The 24791-nt window shown below is 51.8% G+C and carries 35 protein-coding genes and 1 pseudogene; 19 read left to right on the top strand and 17 right to left on the bottom strand.

Features of this window, described 5'->3' with window-relative positions:
- Entirely contained in the window at nt 1-1029 is a 1029-nt protein-coding gene (locus BH712_RS05210) for a sensor domain-containing diguanylate cyclase (RefSeq protein ID WP_032673530.1), read from the bottom strand.
- Between the two features lie 314 nt (nt 1030-1343).
- Between BH712_RS05210 and BH712_RS05205 the strand changes: the two genes are divergently transcribed.
- On the top strand, nt 1344-1598 hold the full coding sequence (locus tag BH712_RS05205; protein ID WP_032673529.1) for a putative hemolysin: 255 nt from the start codon (nt 1344-1346) through the stop codon (nt 1596-1598).
- Nucleotides 1599-1678: 80 nt separating this feature from the next.
- Complete coding sequence (locus BH712_RS05200) at nt 1679-1984, top strand: hypothetical protein (protein WP_006809205.1); 306 nt, start codon at nt 1679-1681, stop codon at nt 1982-1984.
- On the opposite strand, the gene BH712_RS05195 is transcribed toward BH712_RS05200, so the two are convergent.
- Nucleotides 1985-2329: a DUF488 domain-containing protein gene (locus BH712_RS05195; protein ID WP_006809204.1), complete on the bottom strand. Its 345-nt coding sequence runs from the start codon at nt 2327-2329 to the stop codon at nt 1985-1987.
- 151 nt (nt 2330-2480) lie between these two features.
- On the opposite strand from BH712_RS05195, the gene BH712_RS05190 reads away from it, so the two are divergent.
- Entirely contained in the window at nt 2481-3188 is a 708-nt protein-coding gene (locus BH712_RS05190; RefSeq protein ID WP_006809203.1) for a CTP synthase C-terminal region-related (seleno)protein, read from the top strand.
- Between the two features lie 30 nt (nt 3189-3218).
- Here the strand turns inward: BH712_RS05190 and BH712_RS05185 are convergent, their stop codons facing one another.
- A complete protein-coding gene (locus BH712_RS05185; protein ID WP_006809202.1) occupies nt 3219-4406 on the bottom strand; it encodes a CynX/NimT family MFS transporter in 1188 nt (395 codons plus the stop codon).
- Nucleotides 4407-4505: 99 nt separating this feature from the next.
- Between BH712_RS05185 and BH712_RS05180 the strand changes: the two genes are divergently transcribed.
- Nucleotides 4506-5297, top strand: coding sequence for an AraC family transcriptional regulator (locus BH712_RS05180; protein ID WP_006809201.1), 792 nt, complete (start codon nt 4506-4508; stop codon nt 5295-5297).
- On the opposite strand, the gene BH712_RS05175 is transcribed toward BH712_RS05180, so the two are convergent.
- The 3 genes from BH712_RS05175 to BH712_RS05165 form a co-directional block, all read right to left on the bottom strand.
- Entirely contained in the window at nt 5281-5727 is a 447-nt protein-coding gene (locus BH712_RS05175) for a DUF441 domain-containing protein (RefSeq protein ID WP_006809200.1), read from the bottom strand. The genes BH712_RS05180 and BH712_RS05175 overlap by 17 nt on opposite strands.
- Nucleotides 5728-5833: 106 nt before the next feature.
- The gene (locus BH712_RS05170) at nt 5834-7870 is read right to left on the bottom strand and encodes a glycoside hydrolase family 31 protein (RefSeq protein ID WP_006809199.1); all 2037 of its coding nucleotides are present in this window, start codon (nt 7868-7870) and stop codon (nt 5834-5836) included.
- Between the two features lie 15 nt (nt 7871-7885).
- On the bottom strand, nt 7886-9217 hold the full coding sequence (locus BH712_RS05165; protein ID WP_047353921.1) for a glycoside-pentoside-hexuronide (GPH):cation symporter: 1332 nt from the start codon (nt 9215-9217) through the stop codon (nt 7886-7888).
- A gap of 287 nt (nt 9218-9504) precedes the next feature.
- Here BH712_RS05165 and yoaI point away from each other — a divergent pair, with 287 nt between their 5' ends.
- On the top strand, nt 9505-9606 hold the full coding sequence (gene yoaI / locus BH712_RS25095) for a small membrane protein YoaI (protein WP_226865195.1): 102 nt from the start codon (nt 9505-9507) through the stop codon (nt 9604-9606).
- Between the two features lie 20 nt (nt 9607-9626).
- On the opposite strand, the gene BH712_RS05160 is transcribed toward yoaI, so the two are convergent.
- The 6 genes from BH712_RS05160 to BH712_RS05135 all read right to left on the bottom strand — a co-directional run bounded on the left by BH712_RS05160 (nt 9627) and on the right by BH712_RS05135 (nt 13482).
- Nucleotides 9627-10127, bottom strand: a complete 501-nt coding sequence (locus BH712_RS05160; protein WP_006809196.1) for a YbaK/prolyl-tRNA synthetase associated domain-containing protein — start codon at nt 10125-10127, stop codon at nt 9627-9629.
- A 219-nt stretch (nt 10128-10346) separates the two neighbouring features.
- Nucleotides 10347-11489 (bottom strand): phage integrase Arm DNA-binding domain-containing protein, encoded by a 1143-nt coding sequence (locus BH712_RS05155; RefSeq protein WP_006809195.1) that lies wholly within the window; start codon nt 11487-11489, stop codon nt 10347-10349.
- The gene (locus BH712_RS05150; RefSeq protein ID WP_022650818.1) at nt 11464-11727 is read right to left on the bottom strand and encodes an excisionase; all 264 of its coding nucleotides are present in this window, start codon (nt 11725-11727) and stop codon (nt 11464-11466) included. Before BH712_RS05150 ends, BH712_RS05155 begins: the two co-directional genes overlap by 26 nt.
- Nucleotides 11728-11762: 35 nt before the next feature.
- A complete protein-coding gene (locus tag BH712_RS05145; protein WP_006809194.1) occupies nt 11763-12299 on the bottom strand; it encodes a hypothetical protein in 537 nt (178 codons plus the stop codon).
- Nucleotides 12296-13123, bottom strand: coding sequence for a hypothetical protein (locus BH712_RS05140; RefSeq protein ID WP_006809193.1), 828 nt, complete (start codon nt 13121-13123; stop codon nt 12296-12298). Before BH712_RS05140 ends, BH712_RS05145 begins: the two co-directional genes overlap by 4 nt.
- Nucleotides 13123-13482, bottom strand: a complete 360-nt coding sequence (locus tag BH712_RS05135) for a hypothetical protein (RefSeq protein WP_230031879.1) — start codon at nt 13480-13482, stop codon at nt 13123-13125. The genes BH712_RS05140 and BH712_RS05135 overlap by 1 nt, the downstream gene beginning before the upstream one ends.
- Before the next feature lie 772 nt (nt 13483-14254).
- Between BH712_RS05135 and BH712_RS05130 the strand changes: the two genes are divergently transcribed.
- Nucleotides 14255-14464: a hypothetical protein gene (locus tag BH712_RS05130; protein WP_006809191.1), complete on the top strand. Its 210-nt coding sequence runs from the start codon at nt 14255-14257 to the stop codon at nt 14462-14464.
- Nucleotides 14465-14499: 35 nt separating this feature from the next.
- Here the strand turns inward: BH712_RS05130 and BH712_RS05125 are convergent, their stop codons facing one another.
- The 5 genes from BH712_RS05125 to BH712_RS05105 all read right to left on the bottom strand — a co-directional run bounded on the left by BH712_RS05125 (nt 14500) and on the right by BH712_RS05105 (nt 16967).
- On the bottom strand, nt 14500-14856 hold the full coding sequence (locus BH712_RS05125) for a putative periplasmic lipoprotein (protein WP_006809190.1): 357 nt from the start codon (nt 14854-14856) through the stop codon (nt 14500-14502).
- Between the two features lie 85 nt (nt 14857-14941).
- Nucleotides 14942-15355 carry a hypothetical protein gene (locus BH712_RS05120; protein ID WP_006809189.1) on the bottom strand — a complete coding sequence of 138 codons (414 nt, stop codon included), beginning with the start codon at nt 15353-15355 and terminating at the stop codon, nt 14942-14944.
- The gene (locus BH712_RS05115; protein ID WP_006809188.1) at nt 15355-15813 is read right to left on the bottom strand and encodes a type II toxin-antitoxin system HicB family antitoxin; all 459 of its coding nucleotides are present in this window, start codon (nt 15811-15813) and stop codon (nt 15355-15357) included. Before BH712_RS05115 ends, BH712_RS05120 begins: the two co-directional genes overlap by 1 nt.
- Nucleotides 15806-16054, bottom strand: a complete 249-nt coding sequence (locus BH712_RS05110; protein ID WP_006809187.1) for a type II toxin-antitoxin system HicA family toxin — start codon at nt 16052-16054, stop codon at nt 15806-15808. The genes BH712_RS05115 and BH712_RS05110 overlap by 8 nt, the downstream gene beginning before the upstream one ends.
- Before the next feature lie 160 nt (nt 16055-16214).
- Nucleotides 16215-16967, bottom strand: coding sequence for an XRE family transcriptional regulator (locus BH712_RS05105; protein WP_006809186.1), 753 nt, complete (start codon nt 16965-16967; stop codon nt 16215-16217).
- Between the two features lie 34 nt (nt 16968-17001).
- Between BH712_RS05105 and BH712_RS05100 the strand changes: the two genes are divergently transcribed.
- The 13 genes and pseudogenes from BH712_RS05100 (at nt 17002) to BH712_RS05040 (ending at nt 24779) form a co-directional block, all read left to right on the top strand.
- Entirely contained in the window at nt 17002-17253 is a 252-nt protein-coding gene (locus BH712_RS05100) for a hypothetical protein (RefSeq protein ID WP_006809185.1), read from the top strand.
- A gap of 22 nt (nt 17254-17275) precedes the next feature.
- Nucleotides 17276-17836, top strand: coding sequence for a YmfL family putative regulatory protein (locus tag BH712_RS05095; RefSeq protein WP_006809184.1), 561 nt, complete (start codon nt 17276-17278; stop codon nt 17834-17836).
- 163 nt (nt 17837-17999) lie between these two features.
- Nucleotides 18000-18185: a DUF4222 domain-containing protein gene (locus BH712_RS05090; RefSeq protein WP_032673528.1), complete on the top strand. Its 186-nt coding sequence runs from the start codon at nt 18000-18002 to the stop codon at nt 18183-18185.
- Nucleotides 18169-19122 (top strand): conserved phage C-terminal domain-containing protein, encoded by a 954-nt coding sequence (locus tag BH712_RS05085; RefSeq protein ID WP_006809183.1) that lies wholly within the window; start codon nt 18169-18171, stop codon nt 19120-19122. Before BH712_RS05090 ends, BH712_RS05085 begins: the two co-directional genes overlap by 17 nt.
- The gene (locus BH712_RS05080) at nt 19119-19613 is read left to right on the top strand and encodes a hypothetical protein (protein ID WP_006809182.1); all 495 of its coding nucleotides are present in this window, start codon (nt 19119-19121) and stop codon (nt 19611-19613) included. The genes BH712_RS05085 and BH712_RS05080 overlap by 4 nt, the downstream gene beginning before the upstream one ends.
- On the top strand, nt 19613-20272 hold the full coding sequence (locus BH712_RS05075; RefSeq protein WP_006809181.1) for an MT-A70 family methyltransferase: 660 nt from the start codon (nt 19613-19615) through the stop codon (nt 20270-20272). The genes BH712_RS05080 and BH712_RS05075 overlap by 1 nt, the downstream gene beginning before the upstream one ends.
- Nucleotides 20269-21324 (top strand): DNA cytosine methyltransferase, encoded by a 1056-nt coding sequence (locus tag BH712_RS05070; protein ID WP_006809180.1) that lies wholly within the window; start codon nt 20269-20271, stop codon nt 21322-21324. The genes BH712_RS05075 and BH712_RS05070 overlap by 4 nt, the downstream gene beginning before the upstream one ends.
- Complete coding sequence (locus BH712_RS05065; RefSeq protein ID WP_006809179.1) at nt 21321-21548, top strand: hypothetical protein; 228 nt, start codon at nt 21321-21323, stop codon at nt 21546-21548. Before BH712_RS05070 ends, BH712_RS05065 begins: the two co-directional genes overlap by 4 nt.
- A gap of 2 nt (nt 21549-21550) precedes the next feature.
- Nucleotides 21551-21748: pseudogene (locus BH712_RS05060) on the top strand (RusA family crossover junction endodeoxyribonuclease); the annotation flags it as partial.
- An 84-nt stretch (nt 21749-21832) separates the two neighbouring features.
- On the top strand, nt 21833-22489 hold the full coding sequence (locus BH712_RS05055; protein ID WP_032673736.1) for a phage antirepressor KilAC domain-containing protein: 657 nt from the start codon (nt 21833-21835) through the stop codon (nt 22487-22489).
- The gene (locus BH712_RS05050; RefSeq protein ID WP_032673527.1) at nt 22486-23475 is read left to right on the top strand and encodes a DUF968 domain-containing protein; all 990 of its coding nucleotides are present in this window, start codon (nt 22486-22488) and stop codon (nt 23473-23475) included. The genes BH712_RS05055 and BH712_RS05050 overlap by 4 nt, the downstream gene beginning before the upstream one ends.
- Nucleotides 23476-23487: 12 nt before the next feature.
- A complete protein-coding gene (locus BH712_RS05045) occupies nt 23488-24066 on the top strand; it encodes a DUF1133 family protein (RefSeq protein ID WP_032673526.1) in 579 nt (192 codons plus the stop codon).
- Between the two features lie 143 nt (nt 24067-24209).
- Complete coding sequence (locus BH712_RS05040; protein ID WP_032673525.1) at nt 24210-24779, top strand: hypothetical protein; 570 nt, start codon at nt 24210-24212, stop codon at nt 24777-24779.
- The last annotated feature ends 12 nt before the right edge of the window (nt 24780-24791 follow it).

Raw genomic sequence — 24791 nt, 5'->3', positions numbered from 1 at the left:
TTAATCTAACGCGACAAAGCCTGTTTTGCTTTTCCCTTTTTTATCCTGATACATCGCGAGGTCTGCGGTGCGCAGGGCGCTATCTTCATCAGTGCTGTGAGGATCAACGATAACGACGCCAAGGCTTGCTCCAGGATAGAGAATAGTGGCATTACCTAACCCGTATTCACCCGCAATGCGGCTATTGAGGCGGGTTTTGATTGCGTTGACCTCTGTGCTGGCGTCGCCATCATCGCCGTGACTCAGGCTGGCAACCAGAAATTCATCGCCGCCGAGTCGGCCGATAATCTCATCCTGCGTTTGCTCGTGCGTCAGTCGCCTGCCGACCTGTACGAGGAACCGATCGCCCGCCTCATGCCCGTACTGGTCATTGATTCGCTTGAAATCATCGAGGTCAATAAAGGCCATCATGACCTTGCGGTTAAGGTGGCGCGCCAGTGAGAACAGGGTGGTGAGATTTTCAAAAATAGCGCGGCGATTCGGCAGGCCGGTGAGGGCGTCGGTGTAAGAGTGGGCAATGAGCGCCGCGTTTGCTTCGCGAAGCTGAAGCACAAGCGACTCTTTCTGGATGTACTGACCAATTAACCCGGCAAAGAGTCTGATCACCTGCTCGCCACGCTCGCTGAACTGTTTTTGCGCGGTGCTGGCAGCGCAAAGCGTGCCGTACAGAGAACCGTCCGCAAGATGAACCGGCACGCTCATATAGGTTGTAATACCCAGTGCTTTTGCCGCTTCACACTCCGGCCAGCGTTCGGGCACCTCGTTACTGAACACCGTATCGCTATCAATGGCGCGCTTACACAGCGTTTCGTCCCAGGGCACGCTGAACCCTTCCGGGATCTGCATTTGCTTGCTGTTACGGGCGTACAATATATGCTGCAAACGCGCATTAATATCGATTTTCGTCAGGTAGGTTGATTCCATATCCGTCACAATTTCCAGCATTTCCAGTAGCTGACGCACCAGACTGTCGAGAGATTGCTCAGTGGAGAGGGTTTCTGAAACACGGGCAAGAATGATATCTGACATGAGGCAGGTTAACTCCCATGCAGAAGACCTCTGTATCTGCATGTTATGCTGAAAATATAGACTCCGGCCATAGTAAAACATGAATGAGAAAAATTTTATATATTCTTCGGGAAGCGGGCTGGGGGACAGGCAAAAAAAAGCCCCGATGCGGAGATCGGGGCAAAACATCTTGATTACGGAATGATGTTCTCTGGTCAGAGTGAGAACAGGCCCTACTATAGGGGGAAATAGTGTAGGTTTAATGGAGAAAACATGGAGAAAACGGCAATGACCCGTTACTCTGACGTTTTCAAAACACCTGAAGGATCATGATGATGAAATATCTTCTTCTGGCGCTGGCGTTACCGCTGGCCGCCTGCTCAACAAAGACAACCCCTCCTGATGCGCCTCAGCCGCCGCACGCTATCGGTATGGCCAACCCGGCGTCAGTGTACTGTCTTGAGAAAGGGGGAGAGCAAATTCCTGTTCAAAGTCCTCAGGGCGTTCGCACCGAGTGCAAACTGCCGGGCGGGGAAGTGATCGATGAATGGGATCTCTACCGCCGCGATCACCCGCAACCGACCAGATGACAACGGCAATAAAACTGCGATACACTTCTCTTTAGGATTATTCTTAGCCAGTTTCTGGCAGTACGTGTGCGAGAAGAAGTATGTTTCAGTTAAAACCGGGCAGCATGGCGATGATCGTGGGTGCGCGTACGACGGCAGGCCGTCGAAATATCGGTAAATCCGTGGAGCTGTTTGGCCTTTGTCAGCCGGGCCAGCGTTTTGTGAACCCGGTTAACGGCGTCATGACGCAATTACCCGCCACGTCAGCGCGTGCGCTGTGGCTGGTCACCGGTGATGTCTACGCGTTTGATAACCAGCACGGTTTTGCGTTTGTTCGCCCGGAACATCTGATGCCGCTTACTCCGGACGAGATGCCACACATCGTTGATGAACTGGCGATCGGTTAATCACAGTTTACGCAGCCAGTCTGCCAGCACCCGGGCGTGATTCTGCTCCGTATTTTTCGCCCCATAGAGTAGCGTCACGGTCTGCTGTCGGGCGAGGGCCGCAAGGCGTTTGCCTTCATCCTGATGCTGCGCCAGCTCTTTTCGATAGGCCTCACTGAACGCGGTGAAATCGATCGTTTCACTGTGGAAAGCTTTTCGTAGTTCGCTGGACGGCGTTAGCGCTTTACACCACTCATCATACGCAAGGTCGCTCTTTTTTATCCCTCGCGGCCAGAGTCTGTCGACCAGGATCCGGTAACCGTCTTTTGAGGTCGCCTGCTCATACACGCGTTTACATTGAATCATGGGTCCTCCTCATTTCCTTACGACCTTCAGCAAGAACACTATAGCACCCGGCGTTTATCCACCCAATTTAAGGTATTGTGATAATTGCAAAAGATCGGTAGTCTGAGGTTCCTTATGTTATCTGAAAATCCTCCTGCATAAGGAATCTCTCATGGAACTCTCCCCGGTTAAAACAACGCTGCGCATTGCGCTGGTAGGTGATTACAATCCCGATGTTATTGCGCACCAGGCGATCCCGCTGGCAATTGACGACGCCGCTGCGGTTCTGGATCTCACCGCTGATTATGACTGGCTCGCCACGCCTGAGCTGACCAGCCCCGAAGACCTGGTCGGGTACGATGCCATCTGGCTGGTACCGGCAAGCCCGTATAAAAACACCGAGGCGGCATTTATTGCGGCACGTTACGCGCGTGAGAACAGCATTCCTTTTCTCGGCACCTGCGGCGGGTTCCAGCATGCGTTGATTGAGTATGCGCGTAATGTTCTGGGCTGGCACGATGCAGGCCATGCCGAAACGGATACCGAAGGGAGGATGGTGATTGCGCCGCTAACCTGTTCGCTGGTGGAAAAAACCGACGCGATCGAACTGCGGAACAACACGCTGATTGCCAGAGCGTACGGCAAGCCGGAAATTCAGGAAGGGTATCACTGCAATTACGGCGTCTCACCTGAGTTTGCCAGCCAGCTTGAGCAGGGCGACATGCGCGTAACGGGCTGGGACGAGCAGGGCGAGATCCGCGCGGCAGAGCTGGTGACCCATCCCTTCTTTGTGATTACCCTGTTCCAGCATGAGCGAGCTGCGCTGCAAGGGCGTCCGGTCGTGCTGGTACAGGCCATGCTCCGGGCGGCGCAGGGATAAAAAAGCAGACCGTCAGGTCTGCCTTGTGTGTCAGCGGGGTGTGATCTCCCGGTCACGCCCGGCAAGCATGCCGCACAGGGCCATCACCACCGCGGCCAGCGCACAGGCGAGCAGCGGAATGCGCCAGTCTCCGGCGGTATCGTGAATTTTCCCCATCAGCGGTGGACCGCAGGCCGCCAGAAGATAGCCAATTGACTGTGCCATGCCGGAGAGCGCCGCGGCCTGATGGGCCGAGCTGGCGCGCAGCCCGATAAACGTCAAACCGAGGATCATGGTGGCGCCGGATCCAAAGCCAAACACCAGCGTCCAGACGACGGCCAGCCCCGGCGCGAACCAGAACCCGGCTGCGCTGACGGCGCACATCAGGGCGACCAGCCCGGCAATGCCACGCTGATCGTGAAGACGGTGCAGGATCAGCGGAATGGCGAGACCGGGGACAGCGGTTGCCAGCTGGAGAAGCCCGTGCATGGAGCCAGCCTGCGTTTCACTGTAGCCATGGCTAAGCAGAATCGCGGGTAACCAGCCGATAATGACGTAGTAAATCAGCGAGTTAATGCCCAGAAAAAGCGTCACCTGCCAGGCGAGGGCGGAGCGCCAGATAGCCCGATTGTGCAACGCGCCCGCTCCGGTCAGGGTGGCGGCTGGTCTGTTGCGCCATTGCGGTAACCACAGCAGCAGCGCCACCAGCGGGAAGAACATCAGCATCAACAGCGCCCCGTGCCAGCCAGCACTCCCCAGCGACAGCGGGACGATCAGCGCCGACCCTGCGGCGGCGGCGGCCCCCATCGTCAGCGAATACGCCCCCGTGAGTTTTGCGACCTGGCCCGGGAAATCGCGTTTGATTAATCCGGGTAACAGGACATTGCCCAGCGCAATTCCGCAGCCCACGATCGCCGTACCGATAAACAACAGCGAGGCCGACGGCAGCGAACGTACGCCAATCCCGATGCAAATCAGCAGCAGAGCGATAAAAAGGCTGCGCTCCATGCCCAGGCGCCGGGCGACGCCTGCGGCAAGGGGAGAGATCAAGGCGAAGGCCAGCAGGGGCAGCGTCGTGAGGAGGCCGGTTTGCGCCGTGCTTAAGCCATAGTCCTGTCGAATGGTGTCGAGCAGGGGGGCAACGCCGGTAAAGGTGACGCGCAGCGTCGTGGCAATCATCAGGATGCCTGCAACCAGCAGCGCACCCTGTTTCCCGGAAGGTTGAATAGCAGTAGTCATTATTGTCTCTTACGTTCAGGCGAGCGCATACCATACCGATTTAAGTCGTGGTTGAAATCAGGCTAAAATGACAGTTTATCGCTCATATCGGACAACTTTATGTACGGACTGGGGCTAGACGGCTACGATCCCGATAGCCAGCACGACGCGGCGGTAGCCTTTCGCATCCGCGTGGTGGCACAGGAACAATACATTCCGCAGCATCAGCACCGCAAAGGGCAGCTGATTATGGCGCTGGGTGGCGCGATCACCTGTGAAGTGGCAAACGCGATGCTGATGGTGCCGCCCCAGTATGCGGTGTGGATCCCGGGCCAAACGCCGCACAGCAACAAGGCGACGCCCGGCGCGCAGCTCTGCCTGCTGTTTGTTGAACCCGGTGCGCTCGACTTGCCGTTGCGTACCTGTACGCTGAAAATATCGCCCCTGGTGCGGGAACTGGTGCTGGCGCTCGCGGACAGATCACGGGAAGAACTGTCTCTTCCCGCTACCGGACGGCTGGTAGACGTCTTGTTTGACGAACTGCCCCTGCAACCGCAGGAGCATCTACAGCTGCCGGTTTCATCGCATCCGAAAATTCGCCTGATGAGTGAGACCATGGCAAACGAACCTGCCGCCTGGCAGACGCTGGCGCAGTGGGCCAGCCACTTTGCCATGAGCGAGCGCAATCTGGCGCGGCTGGTGGTGAAAGAGACCGGCTTAAGCTTTCGCCGCTGGCGGCACCAGCTCCAGCTGATTGTCGCATTGCAGTTCTTGATTGGCGGGAAGTCGGTCCAGCAGACGGCACAGGCGCTGGGGTATGACTCCACCACCGCCTTTATCACCATGTTCAGGAAAGGACTTGGGCAGACGCCTGCCCGTTATATCGCCAGCCTGACTACGTCTTCCCGATAAACAGCGAAACCAGTCCGGCGGCAATCAGCGGGCCAACCGGCACGCCACGAAACAGCGCTACGCCCAGCACGGTACCCACCAGCAGACCGGCCACCAGAGAAGGCTGGCTGCTCATCAGCGTCACGCCACGCCCGCCAAGCCATGAGACAAAAACGCCTACCGCAATCGCCACCAGCGATTTCCAGTTTACAAAGGCGTGCAGCAGCGTTGAGGCCGGTAGCGTTCCGCTGGCAATCGGGGCCATCACGCCGATGGTCAAAATGATGATCCCGATGGTAAGCCCCTGTTTTTCTATCCACGGGAAGAAGGTGTTTAACGGCGTGACGCGAACGATGATCAGTACCAGAATGGAAATCGCGACGGTGGTGTTGTGGCTGACAAAACCCAGCGCAGCCAGGGCCAGAAGTATGAGCAGAGTAGGGTCGAACATGACGGGATCCTTGCCAAAAATAGTAAGCCTGCTTACTTTACGCGCAAACGCGACGGCAGGCAGGCTTTACTGAAAAAATTGTCTATTTTTGGGCACTTGCCTGAAATTAGCTCACCAGATCGCCCACCAGCGGGCTGCCCTCACGGACAAACACCGGGATGGTGTCCAGCGCCGCGGGCACCCTGATATACTCCCCGCCAGCGTAGCGCTCTCCGTTCAGGGCGATCCAGCTATTGCCTGGCGGCAACCAGACATCGCGCTCACGCTGACCGGCCTGCATAACCGGCGCCACGAGAAGATCTTCGCCAAACAGATACTGATCTTCACATGCCCAGCTCTGCTTATCCTGAGGATAGTGCCAGAACAGCGGACGCATAAGCGGGTCTCCATGCCGGTGAGCCTGCTGGTATAGCGCGTCAATATACGGGCGCAGGGTTTCGCGCACGGTAAGCCAGTGCTGCATGATGGCGTAATTCTCTTCTCCGTAACTCCACAGTTCATTAGGCGAACCGCTGTTGCACTGAGGAATACCGTCCCGGTAGCGCTCCGGGGGCTGGATCTGCGGTTCACGATAGCCGTGCATGCGCAGAACCGGCGTAAACACCGCCCACTGGAACCAACGGATCAGCAATTCGTGGAACGCCGGGTCGTTAACGTTCCCTCCCTGGAAGCCGCCGATATCGGTCGTCCACCATGGGATCCCCGCCAGCCCCATATTCAGTCCCGCGGCGAGTTGATTGCGAAAAGCATGGAACGAGGAGTGGACATCACCCGACCAGGCCAGCACGCCGAAGCGCTGGCTGCCTGCCCAGGCACAGCGTACCAGGTTAACAATGTCGGTTTCACCGTTCGCCTGAAGCCCATCGTAAAAGCCCTGCGCAAAATCACGCGGGTAGCGATTGCCCACTTCAAGCACCGGACCGGCGTGGTAGCGATAGTTGTCAAAATCATAGGCGCGGTATTCCGGTTCCGCCTCGTCCAGCCAGAACAGTTTAATGCCCACGTCGTAGTAATTTTTCTTTACCGTATCCCAGACGAATTTGCGCGCCTCAGGATGGGTCGCATCAAAGAAGGTGGTATTGCCCATAAAATCGAGGTTGACCTGCACGCCACGTTCACTGCTGACCAGCCAGCCTTTGGCTTTCATCAGCGGGTAGAGGGGGCTGCGGGCTTCAACCGTTGGCCACACCGACACCATCAGCGCAATGCCCATTTCGCGCAGTTCGTCGACCATCCCTTTTGGATCGGGCCAGTCCACGGGATCGAAGCACCAGGTGCCCTGGTTCGGCCAGTGGAAAAAGTCGATGACCATCACTGAGAGCGGCAGATTACGGCGGCGATACTCCCGTGCGACCTCCAGCACCTCCTGCTGGGTGCGGTATCGCAATTTGCACTGCCACAGCCCGCTGATAAACGCCGGGGCGGGTGGCGGAGTACCGGTGGCTTTCACGTACTGACGGGTGATATCCGCCACCGTGTCAGCGGCGGTGATCCAGTAGTCCATTTCTCCCGTCACGCGGGCGCGCCATTCCGTCTGATTTTTTGCAAAGCTGGCTTCACCAATTGACGGGTTGTTCCATAGCAGGCCATAACCAAGGCTGGATTGCATAAAGGGCACGCTGGCCTGGGAGTTGCGCTGCGCCAGTTCCAGCGTACAGCCTTTCAGATCCAGCCACGGCTGTTGATACTGACCCATGCCGTAGATACGTTCATCCGGACGCGATTCAAACCGGACGGTAAGCTGATATTTTCCGCCCGTCAGCGGCTTAAATTCGCGGCCATCGAGCTTCAGGGCGCTGACATATTTATCCTGACTCTTCTCGCTGGCACCAATACCCACCGTTGAACGCTGGCGCCACATCTCCTCCAGCAGCAGCTCACCGCGTTGATTGTAAAAGGCCAGCTGACCTTTAAGGTTCAGCGTCGCGGTAATATTGCCGTTGCGCAGCGTCAGGCTTTCCGCTTCGGCGGCAATCTCTGCCTGACAAGGGGCGGCGGGCAACAGTGCCTGCAAGGCTTCATCGAACGTCGGGGAGCAGGTAGCCCTGACGCGCAGGCTGTTTTCCCCCCACGGTTCAATACGCAGGATCTGGCGTTCAAAACGCCATTCAATACTGTTGGAATGCTGAATCAGCTCACTCATGGATAACGCGTCCTTCTAAACGGGGTGTTTGGCGAGATGGATGGATTGCATGGTGCTGTCATCGAGCCGGTACCAGCGCAGCGTGGCAAATGCGCAGAGGGACAAGACGCCAGGCACGACGGTGAAGAGGGCGATGATGCAGTACATGGCCGTGGTGGTCTGTTCCGGGGCATTGGCAACATAGCCGCTTAAGCCCAGCGTCCAGCCAACAATCGCGCCGCTGATCGCCATCCCCAGCTTGAGTACGGCGAGGAAGGTGGAGAAGATCACGCCATCCATGCGTTTGCCCTGTTTCCATTCGCCGTAGTCGGCGACGTCCGCCATCATCACCCACATCAGCGTGGTGGTGGCCTGGTAAAGGGTGGAGACGATGAACGTCATGGGCACCAGAATCAGCACCGACTTAGGCGCAAAGAACAGGGCAATGCTGAGCACCCCCGCCAGTACGGAACAGTATCCAAACATCTGCACTTTGCTGACGTTCTGCGTCAGCCGTTTGGCCAGCGCGCTGCCTGCGGCTTTCCCCAGAATATGCGCGCCGAGCATCCACATAAAATAGCTTGCGCTACCGAGATAATAAGTGACGAAATACATCATTGCGCCAAGGCGAATAACGCCAAAACCGATGTTGGTTAATACCAGGACAGCGACAACTCGCCATTGATCGTTTCGTAATAAATCCCGCAGTTCCGCAAGATAATTATTGTGGGTGGCGGGAGCCTTAATACGTTCACGCGTATTGGCGAAACAGATCCAGAACATGACGACCGCGACGGTCGCCATAATGGCCATCGCCCAGCGGTAGCCCAGTAATTTATCGTCGCCGCCTAAAAACTCTGCCAGCGGCATCATAAAGAATGTCGACAGCGCGCCGCCCAGCGTGGCCAGGAAAAAGCGATAAGACTGGAGAGAAATTCGCGCATCGTTATCTGGCGTAATCACCGCACCCATGGAGCAATAGGGAATATTGATCGCGGTATACATCAGCATCATCAGGGTATAGCTGACGGTGGCGAAAATCATTTTACCGTGCAGATCGAGCGACGCCGGTACGGCGTAGGTGAGCAGACAGCTTGCGCCAAAGGGCAGCGCCAGCCACAACATCCACGGACGGAATTTGCCCCAGCGGGTGCGCGTCCTGTCTGCGATATAGCCCATTGCCGGATCTATGATGGCATCGGCGGTTCTCGCCAGAAGAAACATGGTGCCCACGAAGGCGGCAGGAAGCCCCACCACGTCCGTATAGTAAAACGTCAGAAAAATAATGACGTTATCCAGCCCAATATGGCTGGCCATATCGCCTAACCCATAACTGATTTTTTCTTTACGGGTAATTATCTCGGTCATTGTCATCACCTTGCCAGTGTAAGGTTTATTTATGCGGTGCTCCGTTTAACAGGGTTAACTACGATGAAAAGGTTCACAATTGCGAGATCTGGCATTGGGGTTACGTAAATTTCTTTTCGTGATACCGGTAACAAATAAAATATTTAAACAGTGACTTTACGCGGTGGAGGATAGTTAACAGCGAATCGTTTCAGCGAAAAAAACGTCATTTCGCGCACGCGCCATTGTCATTTCACTGTCATTGTATGGGGGTAAAAAAGAGGGAAATGGGCAAAGCAGAGGGCATCATGAACGATCCTATGTTTGTCGAAACGCTGATAATCGCCTCGTCGTTTTTTATCATCGCGATTATTTTGATTGCTTCCGTGCTGCTGCTGGAAAACGGCTGACCGTGAGCCAGCCGCTGTATTTATTGTTTACGGAACGGCACCAGTTCAGGACGGGCGATACGCAGATAGTCCTGGGTATCCATAATCACCGACTTTTCCAGCAGGCCAGCGTTAAACGCGATCTCGTCGAAACGCTCAAACAGCAGCGGATCGGCGACCAGCGTCAGATCCGGATGAAAGCTGAAGGGAGGAATGGCGCCAAAAACGCAGCCGGTAAGGGCATCCACTTCAGCCGGGCTGGCGAGAGAGGCCTTTAGCGCACCGAAATGGCTCGCCAGCAGGCTCAGATCGGCCTGCCGATCGGCGGCGAGAATTGCCAGAACATGTTTCTTAACGCCGTTGCCTTTTACCTTACAGACCAGCGCTTTTGCACCCTGTCGGAGATCGGTCCCGCGAATTTCACTGACCGCTTCGCATTTCCCAACGGCCTCATGCGCCACCACGCGAAAGCGCGCCCCTTGCTCGGTTAATAAGCTGATTAGCTGCTGATGGGTCGTCGTCCCGGTCACGTCATCAGACATAACGATTTCACCTGTGATTTGCCAATACGTAGCCTGCTACATTAGCACGGGACGGGGAGGGCTAAAAGAAAACAGCCAGCGGGCGCGCTGGCTGTTGGGTTATGCGTTGCTGGTGGACGACTGTTTCTGGAGCAATTCGCTAAAATCTAAGTGATTGAATTTAAATTATAAAACTCTTTCCCCAAAACATCCCCAAAATAATTCCCCAAAACTCCCTGTTTAAATCACAACTTTTTTCCATTCTAGACCACGATCATCTCCATACATTACGCTCATTGCTTCGGTTTTATGTCCTAAAAGAGTTTTGACATCTATACCCTGAGCTTTGTATGTTCTTGATGAAAGCGAGCGCTGTTCATGAAACGGCGGAAGGGCAGTGCAATCCTTAGGCCAGGTAATATTTGCTTTATCTCTTGCCTCCTTAAAATATCTTGATATCGTTTTTTCTGGAACGTGAGATCCCGCTTTACCGTAAGCGTGATGCTTAACATGGTGGATCAGATAAGGGCTTACTACTCTATCTCGACACTTACTAATAACATCAGCCAGAGTCAACCCGATTGCATCGCACCTTAAATTTAAGGGGATAGCTAACTTCATTCCGGTTTTATTTTGGGTAACATGAAGGTGATTATCCCAAATGTCACTAAACTTCATCTCGACTATGTCACCTATCCTTTGCCCGGTTACTAAAGCCAAAAGCATAGAATTTTGAGCGCAAGGCGGCAAAGAGCCTGCGCTTTCAAAAATCAATTTCCATTGTTCAATGCTAAGTCTGCTTCGTTTCACTTTGGCTATTGGATTTTTTACAGCTAAGGCTGGGTTGTAGCCAGGATCAACCTCGCCAGCATGCTGCGCCTCTTTGAACACGTCGTTCAGTACGCTTCTTATCAGTTGGCCCATTCTGTGCTTTCCCTCTGCCTTATATTCATCAATAATTTTTGCAATGAGTCTTGTATCAACATCCTTCAGGCGAAGGTTTGGCACTCTATCTGCGAGAATCTGAGAACATAATCGTCTGGATTTTACAGTAGGGTTTTTTATCTCACCGTCACGCAACCTTTCCATCTGAATTTCGATGTATTTTTTAATCCACTCAGAAACACGTATACCTTGATCCTTTTTCCCTGAGCTCTTCATTGCCATATCAATCAGAGCATAAGATTGCTGAGTTTCTTGTTCTGCGGTTATACGGTTCATCTCGATTGCAGCAGCTTTTGCCGCTTCATCATCTGTTCCGAATCCAATAAATGAACCTGTTACAGGGTGGCGATATTGCCAATAAATTTTCGAAGTACGCTTATCTAACTTACAGTAAAGGTTGGGTATTTTGACATTATGTTTTCTGGGGCGAGCTGCCATTTATTGCTTTCTCCACTAACTGGCGGGCCTTGTCTGATAATGATGACGAAATATCAACACTGCCAACCATGCCAACAAAACGAGCATCTTCATCTATAACCCAGCGTCGACCTTGCTTTAAGGCTGGCGGATAAGTCTGTTTGGTCTTTGCTATTTTGTTTAATGCTGAGTTGCTTAATGGATATTTGAATCCATTAGGACCAGATGCCCACTCATGAAGTGTCACTAACTGCCCCATGCGTTTCTCTCCACTTAACCGGCTGCACCCGGTGTTTATTTCTGCAATTTATCCTTCATGCTCTTAACTGTTACCGTAAGCAGATCGATATCAGTCACTATGCCATGAATTATTTCAGCTATCCGCTCAACGATAGCGCGGTAGTTTGTTTGTTCGGCCCCCTGAAGCATGGCGGCGCGGCAGGAGTTCCATACTTTCATAGCGACGGTCGGAATACCGTTGTCCAAAACACCTAACGTCAACACCAAATTAGCGGCTTGCAGCACGTTTATCTCATCAGGTACAAACGGAGCTGGCGGGGCGGTGTAGAGTCGCTCAATCACACAGCTCTCAAGTTCGAAAGCATCTGGCTGGCGATGATCCGTATAACCCCAGCTCTCGCTACCGATAGCAGATGGTGGCTTTAGCTTTGACCTGAACGCCACGGGTTCCGCTTCGAGCGATGCCAGAGCCCGTTTCATCGCCTCAAGCGCCATCACTGCATCTTCGTTTACTGCGCCAGGCACAGCATCGCGCTCTTCTTCAAGCTCCGCGATTGTCTTCAGGAGCCATTCTTTGGTAAGTGTGCTCATGATGCTTCTCCATGACGCTGAACGGCGATAGCTTTGTGCTCGTCGACAATCTCCACGACTTCTGCATGGACCAATCCTTCGAGATAGATAACACCTGTGTCGCTTATACCCGCCAGGCTGATCAGCTCTACAAGGCGACGCGCTTTCTTAACGCTAATTTCTGGCGCTATAACGCTGCGGGTGACTTTCTTCTTACCTTTGGCAGCAGCAGAAGCTTTATCCTTCTGAAGAACCTCACCGGCCTTTTCGCCAAACTCTTTTACTCGGTCAACGGCCACATCTACAGACACGGTCCCGGACTTAACTTCTTTCTGAACGTCGTGATTGGCTGTGCTAAGAAGCAGAAGCTTTTCGACAGTTGGGACAGACTTATTAACCAGCTTTGCTATCTCGCTGGTGGTCTGGTTGAAGGCATTATGAAGCTCCTGAATAACAGCAGCCTGTTCCATATCGGATAGCGGGAGCTGGTTGTTACTGGTCATGATGCGCGCCAGGCGCTGAACATCGCTACCATTGAACGGCATGATGTGGATGCGGTCTACTGGCTTACCTGCTTCTGCACAGCGCGCATAGCAGCGACGCCGACGGTGGCCTTCAACAACCCACACTCCACCTTCATCACGGGCGATAACCTCCAGCGGGGGAACGGAGCCACCGTTCATCAGGTAGTTGAAGAGGTCATCATCTGCCTGGCGGGTACGTTCATCATCATCGCGTTTGTTGAAACCTTCACGCACATGGATTTGGTCAAGGCTGATGAACATCCCGGTATCGGTGCGCTTGATGGTCCCGTCACGTGTCATTTGCTTGAATGAGTTAGCCATCAGAGAGCCACCTCGTTATTTTGGGAAATGACGATGGGTGACAGCTCACGCAGTTCTCGCTGGGCTTCCAGTAAATGCATATTGGTTCTGGTCTTCGTGTAGCGTTCAACAATGCGGTCACACTCTTTGGCCCAGCTTGCGACATCTTCACGCAGAGTAGCGTTCTGAACAGCCAGTTCTCTACGCTGCGCCATCGCTTGGCAAAGCGCGACGCTGGTATAGTCCAGGCGGTTAGCCAGTTCGGTCATAATGCCGCGATAAGCTGGCGGAAGGAGAGGGGCTGCCTTACGCGCTGCGTCGATCAGCTGCTCCCGGGTCATGCGTGGTTGTAACTCGGTGACGTTCTGTGTGTTCGTCATGGATAGTTTCTCCGTGTTATACGCGCTCTGCACAGCGCTGAATTTTGGTTGCACGAATCCCTCGCCGACTGGCGACAAAAAATAATGGGGTTTCGTTTTAATAAGCACCCAACCAGGGCACTTAGTGAAACGGGCGGCTGCCACCGCCAGTTAGCTTCTCCACAATTGGGAGCGCGTTCTCCTGAGTTGATTTAACGACTACGGCCTCTCAAGTTGAACGCAGAACGCGCTTTCAGTTGTGAAAAGGGGCGGTCGACATTAAGGACATTCAAAACTGCCGACCGCCAAGACTACACACAGCATCTGGTACAGCTACTACGGTTAACACAACTGGAAGCGCACTCCGTTCGTTTATTTACCTGCCATCCACAACTGATAGTTGATGGAGTGCGCTTTCATGTTGTGTGCCGGGATTCCACCGGCTCCCATCTGTTTTTATAGCCACTCAGATATCGTCTGGGCTGTCACCTTATCGCCACGCTGGTGAAACGTCTCTGGCTGTCGTACTTGCCTGGCTTGCACATTCCGGCTACCCGCTGGATCTGGAAAAAGTAATGCAAGGAATCCCCGGACCGCTGCGGCACATGTGCCATATGCCGTACTGCTAACTGTTAGTAGCTAATGAAATTAATATGTACCAATAGTTCAATTATGTAAAGTACCAGAAGTACATTTAATGATTGCAATGCAATAATGTATTGATTTTTCGGGTTATTTATTTTTATCAGATAATGATGTTATGATTAAATAAACATCAGAAAGGAGCGCATTAATGGATTTGGACGATGAAAGGGTAAGTATGATTGTTCATGCCATGGGCAGGGCGGTTATGGATTTGTCGCTCTCAGGCCAGCCAGTGACGCAGGAAGCTATCATCGAGAAGTTGGAACTCTATCGTAGAGAGACAGGCAATGTGATCGGCAAGGGAGTTAACAGGGATGCTGCGGAGATAGTGAGGGAAGGTAGCCAGGCTGTGAAGTAGGCACAAAAAACCCGGCTCAATGGCCTGGAATTCATTTAGTTCGCGTTCTCACAACCCGGCTGCCCACGGTCAATAACTTCGGTTCCCTCTACAATAAATCCGAATTTACCGAACAGGAAAGAGTGGTTGAATTGAGTAACAACAACGTCTGAAAGAGCAACAGAGCATCTGTTCTTCTCAATAGCACGATCAATGGCCGTTTTCACATTCGGAATCCCGAGCGGGAAAATCACGACTGGAGCAGAGTCTTCTGCTTTAACGCGCGCGCCTTTAACGAAATTGTTTGAGTTGAGATTGTAATTTTTAGTACTTGCTACAGTCAGATCCGCAACGCGAGAGCTGCACCCAGCCAACATCATTACCCCAATAACTAAAGCTAAAATCTTTTTCATTTTTTGTTTCCTTTGATTGCAATCGGAAACATCTTAACATGGGTTGGTAGTAATAAAAAACCCGACCGAGGTCGGGTTTCATAATTTATCCAGCTATCCATGGTATCGGTAAGTAACTCAAAGATGTATGTTTTAGAATGTTTTCGGTTACTAATTTGAGCGCAATCGCATTGAAACGTTCAAAATACCATAAATTATCCTGAACGAATTGCTCATCAAAAGCGTCCGCATCGCTTAAGGAAAAAAACGTAGTGAACACCGCATTGGACTCGAAAGCTAAATCGGATTCATCGGGATCCTCCCTTCTCGGTCCAGAGAATGCGCGAACCTTAGCTTCGATCAGCATGCTTATCTTGAATGAATTTGAGTCATCAACCTTTTCGTAACTAACTTCAGGGTCCTGAGTGTTTACAGTAATGAATCCCTCTTCACCGATGTTGATTTCTTTGAAAGAAGAGGAAATAACTTCAAAACCTTCAAAATAAAAATTTTCCAACATCAATGTCTTATCCCCCTGCCTACAGAGAGATGCCAGTTTCCTGGCTGGCGAAGCTCTCTACTGAAATCCAATGTTTCAGAAACGAATTCATTTTTTCTTTCAAAATGGAAATGGATTTCTTTTTTGATTGCCAGTTTTTCTTCTATCGCTTTTTTTACAAACTCATTCAAGTTAAGCCCTTGATTCTTAGCCGATAGATAAGCATCTTTATGCAGGTTTTCTCCAACCCTAACGTTAAAGGTTCCGCTCATAGCTTTTTCAGGTTGTTTCCCTATGGCAGAACAGGTCTCCAGATAGTCGTCAACTGCCTCCTCAAAGGCTCGCTTCAAGGCAGGAAGGGAGTCTGCTTCATAAGTAACAACATCTGCAATGCACTCAATTTTTCCATGCAAAACCATGTCATCAAGTGATGTTTCTACACTTCCACAATAATTCTTGTATTTCAGCATCTTATTCATTGCTATCTAACTCATCTAAAAGAGATTTGGCTTCTTCAAGCACATACCCTTTCACAATATTGCCTGGGTGTGGGCAATGGAAGGCTACGATACGCTTTACATCGTTGACAAATTTCCGGCGCGACCCTGAACCGTTGATAACCTTAAAGCCATAGTGTCCAAGAAGCGTAACAAGCTCATCCCAAGTAAAATCTTTAGGAAGAGCGTTGAGCCTTGAGCGAAGTTTTTCCTTCCTGCTCATAGTGATTACATCCTATACGAAGAAGTATAGCAACTAAAAAACAGTTGCAAGTTGTGCTTAGTCTTAAAAATCAGAAAAATAACCACTTGCCATAGGTAAGGAAGCCTGTCTTTTCTGAGTTTTCTACAGGCCATCACTGCTTATGCTTAACAACTATAAATCAGAGCCTATTGTACGTGATTGACTCATGAATCAGCGCCTTACCCATTACGTAGAGTTGGTCCTGATTTTCTTCTTTGATGTACCACTTCTCATAAGCTGGGTTATCAGACAGAACTGCTAATTTGTCACCTTGCATCTGAAGACGCTTGACGTGGAAAGTTCTGCCGTACACGAAAGAGTAAACGCCATCAGTCTGGAAATGTCGCACTGAGATATCTACGAACAACCTATCCCCTGACACTAGCGTTGGGGCCATGCTGTCCCCGCTTACCGTCATCACCTTGACGTCTTGCTGCGGACGATTACCAAAGAGAGAGCGGGCGTGTTCGGTGGTGAACTCGATGGCATAAAGCACCTCAACATAGTCCGAAAGCATGTAATTTCCGGGACCTGCGCTGACAGAAAGATCCAGAACATCTATACGGTAAACATCGCTGCTCATGTTGGCTTGTCTTTTGATAATTCCGTCCTCAGAAGAATCACCTAGCAGGTAAGTTGCAGACGTGCCAAGAAGAGCTGCCAGATCCTGCAACTTTCCACGCCTTGGTATTGCTTCCCCGTTAAACCATTTACTCACAGCTTTAGGTGTTAGCTTCATTTTCTTGGCAATTTCTGCCTGTCGACCATGAGTCTGAAAACCAGCTTTTTCACAGGCCAGCGCTAGCCTTTTGGAGAAGTCTTGTCGCGCTCTTTCTTCCTGAACCATGAGTTCAATAATAGGTGTACTTGCGTGAACTATCAGTTCCGTCATAATATGTACTTTAGGTTCATAAAGTGAGGTTCATATGCAAGAGGAAAAACTCCCAACTCTTACCGAAGCAATCAAGGAGATTGGTGTCATTACCATCTCTTCTGCGTGCGGATGTAGTGCTCGTTCCATCTACAAGTGGATGAAAAAAGGATGTCTGCCTCGTACAGATTTTACTGGCGAGACTAACTATGCGGAAAAAATCGCTTTAGCCTCCGAGGGAAAATTCTCAAAGGAATTGATCAAGGCGATTAGTCGTCCCCAAAAGCCTACAGATTCAGCAGTTTGATAGAAACCACAGAAAAGAGGGTATGACCGTGGGTATAGAACCTGAATGGAAAGTTGAGAAGCAGCCCGCCTGGCTGGTGGCCGCAATCAGGAAGACGATTGCCGCGTTGCCAGGCGGATACGCTGAAGCGGCGGAGATTCTGGACGAAACCCAGAATTCACTCTTTAACCGCCTTCGTGCTGGTGGCGACCAGATCTTTCCGATGGGCTGGGCAATGGTGCTTCAGAGCGCCGCTGGCGTAAGTTACATCGCTGACGCGTTCTCTCGTGAAACCGATAACGGAATTCACGTTCCCGGCGCCGTGCCTGATGATGAAAACGAAGAGATTGGCCTGAAACTGGCCGAGCTGGTGGGGAGGCTTGGTGAGCTGGTCAATGCTTACCGCCATTACATTGAAGATGGTGTAGTTGACCGGAGCGAGTGGCAAAGTCTTAACGATATCGCATATCAGTTCAGGGTCACTCTCATGACATTCCTGAACCTTATTTCCCGTGTTTATTGCCTTCCAGAAATGGGTGAGGCCCGCGAGTGTGCAGCTCCGGGCCCCTTGGCGTGTCGTATCAGTGGAGAAACTAACGCATGAACAGTGTAACGGTAAACAACCGTCTCCCGCAACTACGTGGTATTCCCGTTGTTGGAACCTCGTCGTTTCGGTATGAGCGGATGGTATCAGGCCGCTGGGTTCCATGTAACCACAGCAGGGCTATGGCAATTGTGGGTGTCTGGCGTCGGAAGGGGAGAGTGCTATGCGAGAACTTAACCGGCGTTTCAGAGATCACTATGGCGTCCCGGTGCGCGTCATCAGATGGGAGCCCGAGACCCGACGCGTTATATACCTTCGCGAAGGGTACGATCATGAGTGCTTCAGCCCTCTTGAGCAATTCCAGCGTAAATTTACAGAGTTAAAGGACGACCATGAGCAGAATCTTTGACATCGTCCAGTCAATGTCAGGCCAGAAGAACGTCATTGTTCTTCCCAGGCCGTACCTGCTGTTCTTTAAAGAAGACCAGCAGGCTCATGCGCTGGCAGCAGTTCTTAATAACCTCGTATTCTGGTCAGCATTTGGGGATGAAGACGGCTGGTTCTATAAAACTCACAAGGAGCTTGGAGCTGAGGCGGGCGAATTAACTGAAGACCAGACAGAGCGGCTGGTTAAAAAGTTGGTAAACAAGTATCTGCCTGGCGTGATCGAGACGTGTTCTCGAAAGGTCAATGGCACGCCAACCAAGCATTATCGCATCGACGGCGATGCTCTAATCTCATTAATCTTTCCAGAAAATAACGATTCCGCAAAAGTACGAAATGGAAAACGTGAAGATGCGGAATCAAAACCGCGAAGCTGCGTTTCTCAATCCGCGAATAACAGGAATCTTGGGAGCCGCGAAAGTACGGAATCCTATCTCTATACAGACTTTAATACAGAGTTAAACAAGCAGACTAATAAACCTATTTGTCCGGTTGCGCCGCAACCAGACCGTGATGTGTTGATCACCGATCAGGCTAAACAGGTTTTAACCCATCTGAACCAGGTGACCAGTTCGCGTTATCAGGTTTCAACAACCTCGCTGCAAAACATTCGCGCCCGAATCGGGGAGGGCTTCACCGTTGAAGATCTGTCGCTGGTGGTGGACTACTGCAACGCCAAGTGGAGCGACGATTTAACAATGGCGGCCTACCTGCGCCCGCAGACACTTTTCCAGCCAACGAAGTTTCCAGCTTACCTGAAGTCCGCTACCAACTGGGCGAATGCCGGAAGGCCAGCGCGTGTTAACGGGAAGTGGGAGCGTGAGGATGGAATCTTCAAATCCAGCTTCCAGAATACCGACTACAGCAAAGTCCCGGCAGGTTTCAGAGGAGCGAACTCATGAGCCTTCTGAAAGATATTCAAATTTTCATCGCTGAAAACCCTGGGTTAACTAACAAACAGATTGCAGCTTCAATGCCTCAATACCGCCTTCATGCTGTTCAGCGCGGTGTATGCCATCTGGTCAAATTGAATCGCGCAACACGGCAGCATAACGGTAAGTGCTACCAGTATTTTGCCAAAGCGCCGGCTGGTGACGTTAGCGAGGGGCGTTCTGCACTGAAAATTAACCGGGCAGATACACCAGTTGTATCGGAACAGGAAGAAGCGCCGAATCCAGCTGTAACCAGGATGATGGATAAGGCTCAAGGCCTGTTTGAAAAAGGGCTCTACCAGCGTGCGGCCACAGTTCTGATGGATGCCTTCAATCGCTCTAAGAACGAAGAGCAGCGGTTGAAGATACTGATTGAGCGTCAGCGTTGCCTGAGCATGGCGCCGAAAGTTAAAGCACCCTCTGATGCATGGTGTCTTGCTGGCCGAGCGAGGAATGTCTGATGAAATACTCACTGATTTACGCTGACCCAGCTTGGCTTTATGACAACAAAGCCAGTAACGGTGCAGCAGAAGATCACTACGACACGATGAAACTGATCGACATGAAGCGCTTACCGGTTTGGGACCTGGCTGCCGATGATGCAGTTCTGGCTATGTGGTTTACCGGTACGCACACCCGAGAAGCTATCGAGCTGGCTGAAGCGTGGGGCTTTAAAGTCCGCACGATGAAGGGCTTTACCTGGGTAAAGTTCAACCCACTGGCAGAGCAGCATATCAACAAAGCACTTCAGGCAGGGCGTGTGGAGGATTTTTACGACTTCCTCGACCTGCTGAACGTACAAACACGCATGAACGGCGGGAACTACACCCGAGCCAATACCGAAGACCTGCTAATCGCCACCAGGGGGAATGGACTTGAACGCAAGTGCGCCAGCATCAAGCAGGTTATCTACAGTCCACTCGGTGAGCACAGCCAGAAGCCAGCAGAGGCGCGTTTCCGTCTGGAAAAACTATATGGTGACGTTCCGCGCATCGAACTATTCAGCCGTTGCGGTGCGCCTGGCTGGGACCACTGGGGAAATCAATCTGAATCACCAGCTGTTGAGCTTATACCGGCAGTTGCCGTTCCAATGGGCAAATCCCAGGAGCGTGAAGCATGAAATCCTCGGCTTATTACAACGAAATTGATCCCTATGCAGCTCAGTGGCTGCGTAACTTGATCGCTAGCGGTCACATTGCACCTGGCGAAGTTGATGAAAGGAGTATTGAAGATGTCACACCTGACGATCTGCGAGGATTCACGCAGTGCCACTTCTTCGCCGGAATTGGCGTCTGGTCTCATTCCCTGCGGCTCGCCGGATGGCCTGACGATAAACCAGTCTGGACCGGTTCCTGCCCGTGCCAGCCTTTCAGCGCGGCAGGCAAAGGAGATGGGTTTGCTGACGAGCGGCACCTTTGGCCCCACTTCTTCCACCTCATCAGCGAGCGCAGACCTCAGCATGTCTTTGGCGAACAGGTTGCAGCAGGTAACGCAAATGTGTGGTTCGACCTTGTTCAATCAGACCTGGAAGGAATGGGATACGCCTTCGGGCTTGTGCCGTTTACGTCAGCGAGCATCGGCGCGCCGCACATCAGAGAACGAGCTTATTGGGTGGCCGAGTCCATTAGCGAGCAATGTCAAAAATTGTTATCAGGACTGGCTAAAGGTAATGGCGCGGAAGGAGGCAGGACGTCAGCCAAACCTTCAAGATTTTGCGGTGCTGGCTGCATGGCCTACTCCAACCACGGAATCAGCGATGAGGGAGAAACGCTACGCACAGGGCGGGATGCCGTTCTCGATGGCAGCAGCGCTAACCGGCTGGGTAACACCAACGTCCCGCGACTGGAAGGACTCGTCAGGGATGACAGCGCTGCGGGATGGGAAGGACAGGCTGGACCAGCTACCGAGGCAGGCGTACACATGCGGCCCCTTGAGGTTAACGGTTTTTGGCGAGATGCGGACTGGCTCTTATGTCGAGATGGCAAATGGCGTCCAGTTGAACCCGGCACATTCCCGCTGGTTGATGGGGCTACCGCGCGCTTGGGACGAGTCGAGCCCGGGGTGGCAAGAGTGGCAAGCAGCAACCGCATCGGCCGACTCAAAGGCTACGGTAACGCCATAAACGCACAGGCTGCGGCTGAATTCATCCGGGCTTACTTGGAGGTTGTGTGAAGAAGCTATCAACCGAGCAGGAAAACGCTGTGCGTGATGTAGCCCGTCAATGCTCTGATGCCATCAAAAAAGCCCTAAAGCAGAAGCCAAAGCCAAGCTGGAATGTCGTAGTGCCTCCGATCCTGAAGGAGTACCACGAGAAGGTTAAACCGATGGGTGTAAGCCTGGTGATGTTCAACAGCGTAATCGGACGCCTGAACGGGCGTTATGGAGTCGAGTCATGATCGAATTTCCGCCAGATGCCCGCCGCCGCGACATCGACAACTACAACAAGGCGTTGTTTGACGCGCTCACGCATGCAGGCATTTGGGAGGATGACAGCCAGGTGCAGAAAATGCTGGTGGAGTGGGGGCCGAAGGTACCGGGTGGACGTGTAGAAATATCCATCAAGAAACATGAACCTCTGGCGGGTGCAGCCGCCTGATAAGTGGAGAAGAGCATGAATCAGATGAACATCACCGTAACGTGCCCTGCGCACCATGCCGCCGCGATAGGTCAGCAGATAACGATGTCCAGTCGTGAAATTGCGGAGCTGGTCGATTCACGTCACAGCAATGTCTGTGTAACCATCGAGCGACTGATGAAATCCGGCGTTATTGGGGGGTATGCTGCAATGCAGTACACCCATCCTCAGAACCAGCAGACTTACCATTACTACGAAGTTAACAAGCGAGACAGCTATGTGATCGTCGCGCAGCTGTGCCCGGAGTTTACCGCACGTCTTGTTGATCGCTGGCAGGAACTGGAGAGCGGGGCCGGGATGATTGTTCCCCAAACACTCCCTGAAGCACTCCGGCTCGCCGCTGATCTTGCTGAACAGAAGCAACGTCTGAGTGAAGAGCTGGCAATTGCCGCACCAAAGGCTGAATTTGTTGATCGCTACGTCAAAGCCACCGGGTCAATGACATTCCGGCAGGTTGCCAAGCTCCTTAACGCCAAAGAACCCGAGTTCGCGATGTTCCTCATTGAGAACGGCATCATGTACCGCCTGAACCGCGTGCTTACTCCGAAGAGTAAACACATCGAAGCAGGCCGATTTGAAGTTAAGACCGGGACCACCAACCAGACCAACTATGCGTTCAATCAGTCTCGTTTCACGGCGAAAGGGGTGCGCTGGATAGGTGGACTTTGGGCAGAATATGTCGCTAAGGGGCAAATTGCGTGAGAGCCATACTGACGCCTGAAATTGCGCCGATGTCCGGGGTGGTTTTGTTCCGCCCTGGTACCGAACTGCTCTGGCTATTCCGTCAGGGAAGGGTAGTTATTGAGCCACCATCCGAAGCCATACAACATCTGCCATCTGGATTAATCCCTGAAGCCCACCAGCCCCTGACTGACGATGCCAATATGCAGGCTATTTTCGTTAACGAGAGGGTCATTCAGCGAGCCGGTGGATTGAGTAGCCTTGATGCCTGGCTGGAGAGAAAATTTGAATGCCAGTGGCCTCACACTGACTGGCATGCCAGTGACTTTACGGTAATGCGCCACGCTCCGGGGAGCATTCGTCTTTGCTGGTCGTGTGATAACCATTTACGTGAGCAAACCACTGAAAGACTGGCAGGAATTGCCATGCAGAACCTGGTAAAATGGCTGCTGGAAAGGGTAAATATTGATTTAGGTTTCAGCCCTGACCACACTCTTTCGCTTCCTGAGTTCTGCTGGTGGATGGTACGTAATGATCTGGCTGACCTTGTTCCTGAATCAGTGGCGAGTAAAGCACTCAGAATCAAGCCAGAACAGCACAGTTCAGTGATGAGGGAAAGCGACATTGTCCCGTCATTATCGGCTACGCAAGTCTTTCAGGAGAAGGCAAAAAAGATAGTGGCGGTGAGGGTCGATCCTGAAACGCCGGAATCTTTCATGCTGAGGCCAAAGCGACGACGCTGGGAAAACGAGAAATACACCCGCTGGGTGAAGTCGCAGCAGTGCAGTTGCTGCAATAACCCGGCAGACGACCCACACCACCTGATAGGCCACGGGCAGGGTGGAATGGGTACCAAAGCGCATGACCTGTTTGTGATACCGCTGTGCAGAGCACATCACGACGAGTTACACGCTGATCCTGTGGCATTTGAAGCGAAATACGGCGACCAGTTAACGCTGCTGTTTCGGTTTTTAGATCGTGCGCTGGCAATCGGCGTACTGGCGTAAGTGGAGACGCAAATGATCAATCCTTCAGAAGTAGGCAAATACGGCGAGTTGGTTCGCCTTCGCACTCTCGAAAGTATCTGGGTACAGGGAAAGCTCCGCATGTGGGGCCGCTGGTCTTATATCGGTGGTGGCTCGGGCGGAAACATGTTCAACCAGCTGCTGGCATCCGGGAAAATAACCAAATCCGCCATCAACGATGCGCTGCGCCGCATGAAGAAATCCGGCATCACTAAACCCGAGCTGGAAGCATACCTGCGTGAAATCCTCGACAGTAAAAACAAAACTGGCCTGGCGTTCTGCTCAGACGAGGAGGGGCTAATGATTGACGGCGTTATTGCAGCGGTATTAATGAACGAAGAATACCGTGGGCTGTATGGCGTGATTGTTGATCGTCATCGTCTGCGTAAAAGCAAACTCCAGATGGCTAGAGAGCTTAATTCAAAACACCCCGACTGGACCTTTATCACATGCCGCCGTCGCATTGATACATGGATTAGTCTTGCAGAATCGATCCTGTACGCACCACTTTGTGACGCGTTTGGCACAAATGGCGACAGATTTAAGTTGCAGAGTGAGCAAGAAAGTGCTTAAATTGTGATAGGCTCGGGACAGTAAAGCGTGCTGAGCAACAGAACAAAACACAAACCCGCCACAGTTGCGGGTTTTTTAATTTCCACTCGATAAAACATTTATTTTTTGGCACTATTTCATAAAACACTAATGGAATGATGCCGATGGAAAAATATCTATACTTATCCGAGCATTCGCATGTGGACGCTTGGGTTTATGGTGGTGAGGTTCCTTTCTTCAAGACTAGTAAATACAAGGATCAAGAAAGGAAAGGTATCTTCACTCCTGATGAAAACCTTATTGACACTTCAACATTTGATTTTCGACCCTATTCTAATGCTATTTTCTTGGGTGACAATATTATCAATTGCAATGTGAGTCTCACTGTAGATGGAGTCGAAATAGTGAGGGACGCCAAAGTTAATAAATGGACTGAGGATGGTCTAGTAGTATGTTTTGCCAATAGAAGAAGTAGATTCATCGCAAAAAAGCTTGAGAAAAAAGCATGTGTTAGAGTACTAAATGTAGAATTGCTTAAAACGTTAATTGATGCGCATGTTGGCTCGAAGGGCGAAATGGATTTTTGCAAATATACCAAAAGCCATAATCGGAATCATTTCCTTAAGTCTGATGAAGACTCTTGGCAGGACGAATTTAGAATGTTTTGGAAAGATGTTGAGCCGATAAAACTAATATTACCTCCTGGGATTGCAGTTCTAGAGTTTTACAGATAATAAACCTAAAAG

Source organism: Enterobacter hormaechei ATCC 49162, from assembly GCF_001875655.1.
Classification (GTDB): domain Bacteria; phylum Pseudomonadota; class Gammaproteobacteria; order Enterobacterales; family Enterobacteriaceae; genus Enterobacter; species Enterobacter hormaechei.
Note: the sequence above shows the minus strand (reverse complement) of the source record. Positions and strands in the feature narration are given on the sequence as shown.

Coding starts and splice junctions, on each gene's coding strand:
- BH712_RS05210 (WP_032673530.1), bottom strand. CDS start 1,029: ATGTCAGATATCATTCTTGCCCGTGTTTCAGAAACCCTCTCCACTGAG.
- BH712_RS05205 (WP_032673529.1), top strand. CDS start 1,344: ATGAAATATCTTCTTCTGGCGCTGGCGTTACCGCTGGCCGCCTGCTCA.
- BH712_RS05200 (WP_006809205.1), top strand. CDS start 1,679: ATGTTTCAGTTAAAACCGGGCAGCATGGCGATGATCGTGGGTGCGCGT.
- BH712_RS05195 (WP_006809204.1), bottom strand. CDS start 2,329: ATGATTCAATGTAAACGCGTGTATGAGCAGGCGACCTCAAAAGACGGT.
- BH712_RS05190 (WP_006809203.1), top strand. CDS start 2,481: ATGGAACTCTCCCCGGTTAAAACAACGCTGCGCATTGCGCTGGTAGGT.
- BH712_RS05185 (WP_006809202.1), bottom strand. CDS start 4,406: ATGACTACTGCTATTCAACCTTCCGGGAAACAGGGTGCGCTGCTGGTT.
- BH712_RS05180 (WP_006809201.1), top strand. CDS start 4,506: ATGTACGGACTGGGGCTAGACGGCTACGATCCCGATAGCCAGCACGAC.
- BH712_RS05175 (WP_006809200.1), bottom strand. CDS start 5,727: ATGTTCGACCCTACTCTGCTCATACTTCTGGCCCTGGCTGCGCTGGGT.
- BH712_RS05170 (WP_006809199.1), bottom strand. CDS start 7,870: ATGAGTGAGCTGATTCAGCATTCCAACAGTATTGAATGGCGTTTTGAA.
- BH712_RS05165 (WP_047353921.1), bottom strand. CDS start 9,217: ATGACCGAGATAATTACCCGTAAAGAAAAAATCAGTTATGGGTTAGGC.
- yoaI (WP_226865195.1), top strand. CDS start 9,505: ATGAACGATCCTATGTTTGTCGAAACGCTGATAATCGCCTCGTCGTTT.
- BH712_RS05160 (WP_006809196.1), bottom strand. CDS start 10,127: ATGTCTGATGACGTGACCGGGACGACGACCCATCAGCAGCTAATCAGC.
- BH712_RS05155 (WP_006809195.1), bottom strand. CDS start 11,489: ATGGCAGCTCGCCCCAGAAAACATAATGTCAAAATACCCAACCTTTAC.
- BH712_RS05150 (WP_022650818.1), bottom strand. CDS start 11,727: ATGGGGCAGTTAGTGACACTTCATGAGTGGGCATCTGGTCCTAATGGA.
- BH712_RS05145 (WP_006809194.1), bottom strand. CDS start 12,299: ATGAGCACACTTACCAAAGAATGGCTCCTGAAGACAATCGCGGAGCTT.
- BH712_RS05140 (WP_006809193.1), bottom strand. CDS start 13,123: ATGGCTAACTCATTCAAGCAAATGACACGTGACGGGACCATCAAGCGC.
- BH712_RS05135 (WP_230031879.1), bottom strand. CDS start 13,482: ATGACGAACACACAGAACGTCACCGAGTTACAACCACGCATGACCCGG.
- BH712_RS05130 (WP_006809191.1), top strand. CDS start 14,255: ATGGATTTGGACGATGAAAGGGTAAGTATGATTGTTCATGCCATGGGC.
- BH712_RS05125 (WP_006809190.1), bottom strand. CDS start 14,856: ATGAAAAAGATTTTAGCTTTAGTTATTGGGGTAATGATGTTGGCTGGG.
- BH712_RS05120 (WP_006809189.1), bottom strand. CDS start 15,355: ATGTTGGAAAATTTTTATTTTGAAGGTTTTGAAGTTATTTCCTCTTCT.
- BH712_RS05115 (WP_006809188.1), bottom strand. CDS start 15,813: ATGAATAAGATGCTGAAATACAAGAATTATTGTGGAAGTGTAGAAACA.
- BH712_RS05110 (WP_006809187.1), bottom strand. CDS start 16,054: ATGAGCAGGAAGGAAAAACTTCGCTCAAGGCTCAACGCTCTTCCTAAA.
- BH712_RS05105 (WP_006809186.1), bottom strand. CDS start 16,967: ATGACGGAACTGATAGTTCACGCAAGTACACCTATTATTGAACTCATG.
- BH712_RS05100 (WP_006809185.1), top strand. CDS start 17,002: ATGCAAGAGGAAAAACTCCCAACTCTTACCGAAGCAATCAAGGAGATT.
- BH712_RS05095 (WP_006809184.1), top strand. CDS start 17,276: ATGACCGTGGGTATAGAACCTGAATGGAAAGTTGAGAAGCAGCCCGCC.
- BH712_RS05090 (WP_032673528.1), top strand. CDS start 18,000: ATGCGAGAACTTAACCGGCGTTTCAGAGATCACTATGGCGTCCCGGTG.
- BH712_RS05085 (WP_006809183.1), top strand. CDS start 18,169: ATGAGCAGAATCTTTGACATCGTCCAGTCAATGTCAGGCCAGAAGAAC.
- BH712_RS05080 (WP_006809182.1), top strand. CDS start 19,119: ATGAGCCTTCTGAAAGATATTCAAATTTTCATCGCTGAAAACCCTGGG.
- BH712_RS05075 (WP_006809181.1), top strand. CDS start 19,613: ATGAAATACTCACTGATTTACGCTGACCCAGCTTGGCTTTATGACAAC.
- BH712_RS05070 (WP_006809180.1), top strand. CDS start 20,269: ATGAAATCCTCGGCTTATTACAACGAAATTGATCCCTATGCAGCTCAG.
- BH712_RS05055 (WP_032673736.1), top strand. CDS start 21,833: ATGTCCAGTCGTGAAATTGCGGAGCTGGTCGATTCACGTCACAGCAAT.
- BH712_RS05045 (WP_032673526.1), top strand. CDS start 23,488: ATGATCAATCCTTCAGAAGTAGGCAAATACGGCGAGTTGGTTCGCCTT.
- BH712_RS05040 (WP_032673525.1), top strand. CDS start 24,210: ATGGAAAAATATCTATACTTATCCGAGCATTCGCATGTGGACGCTTGG.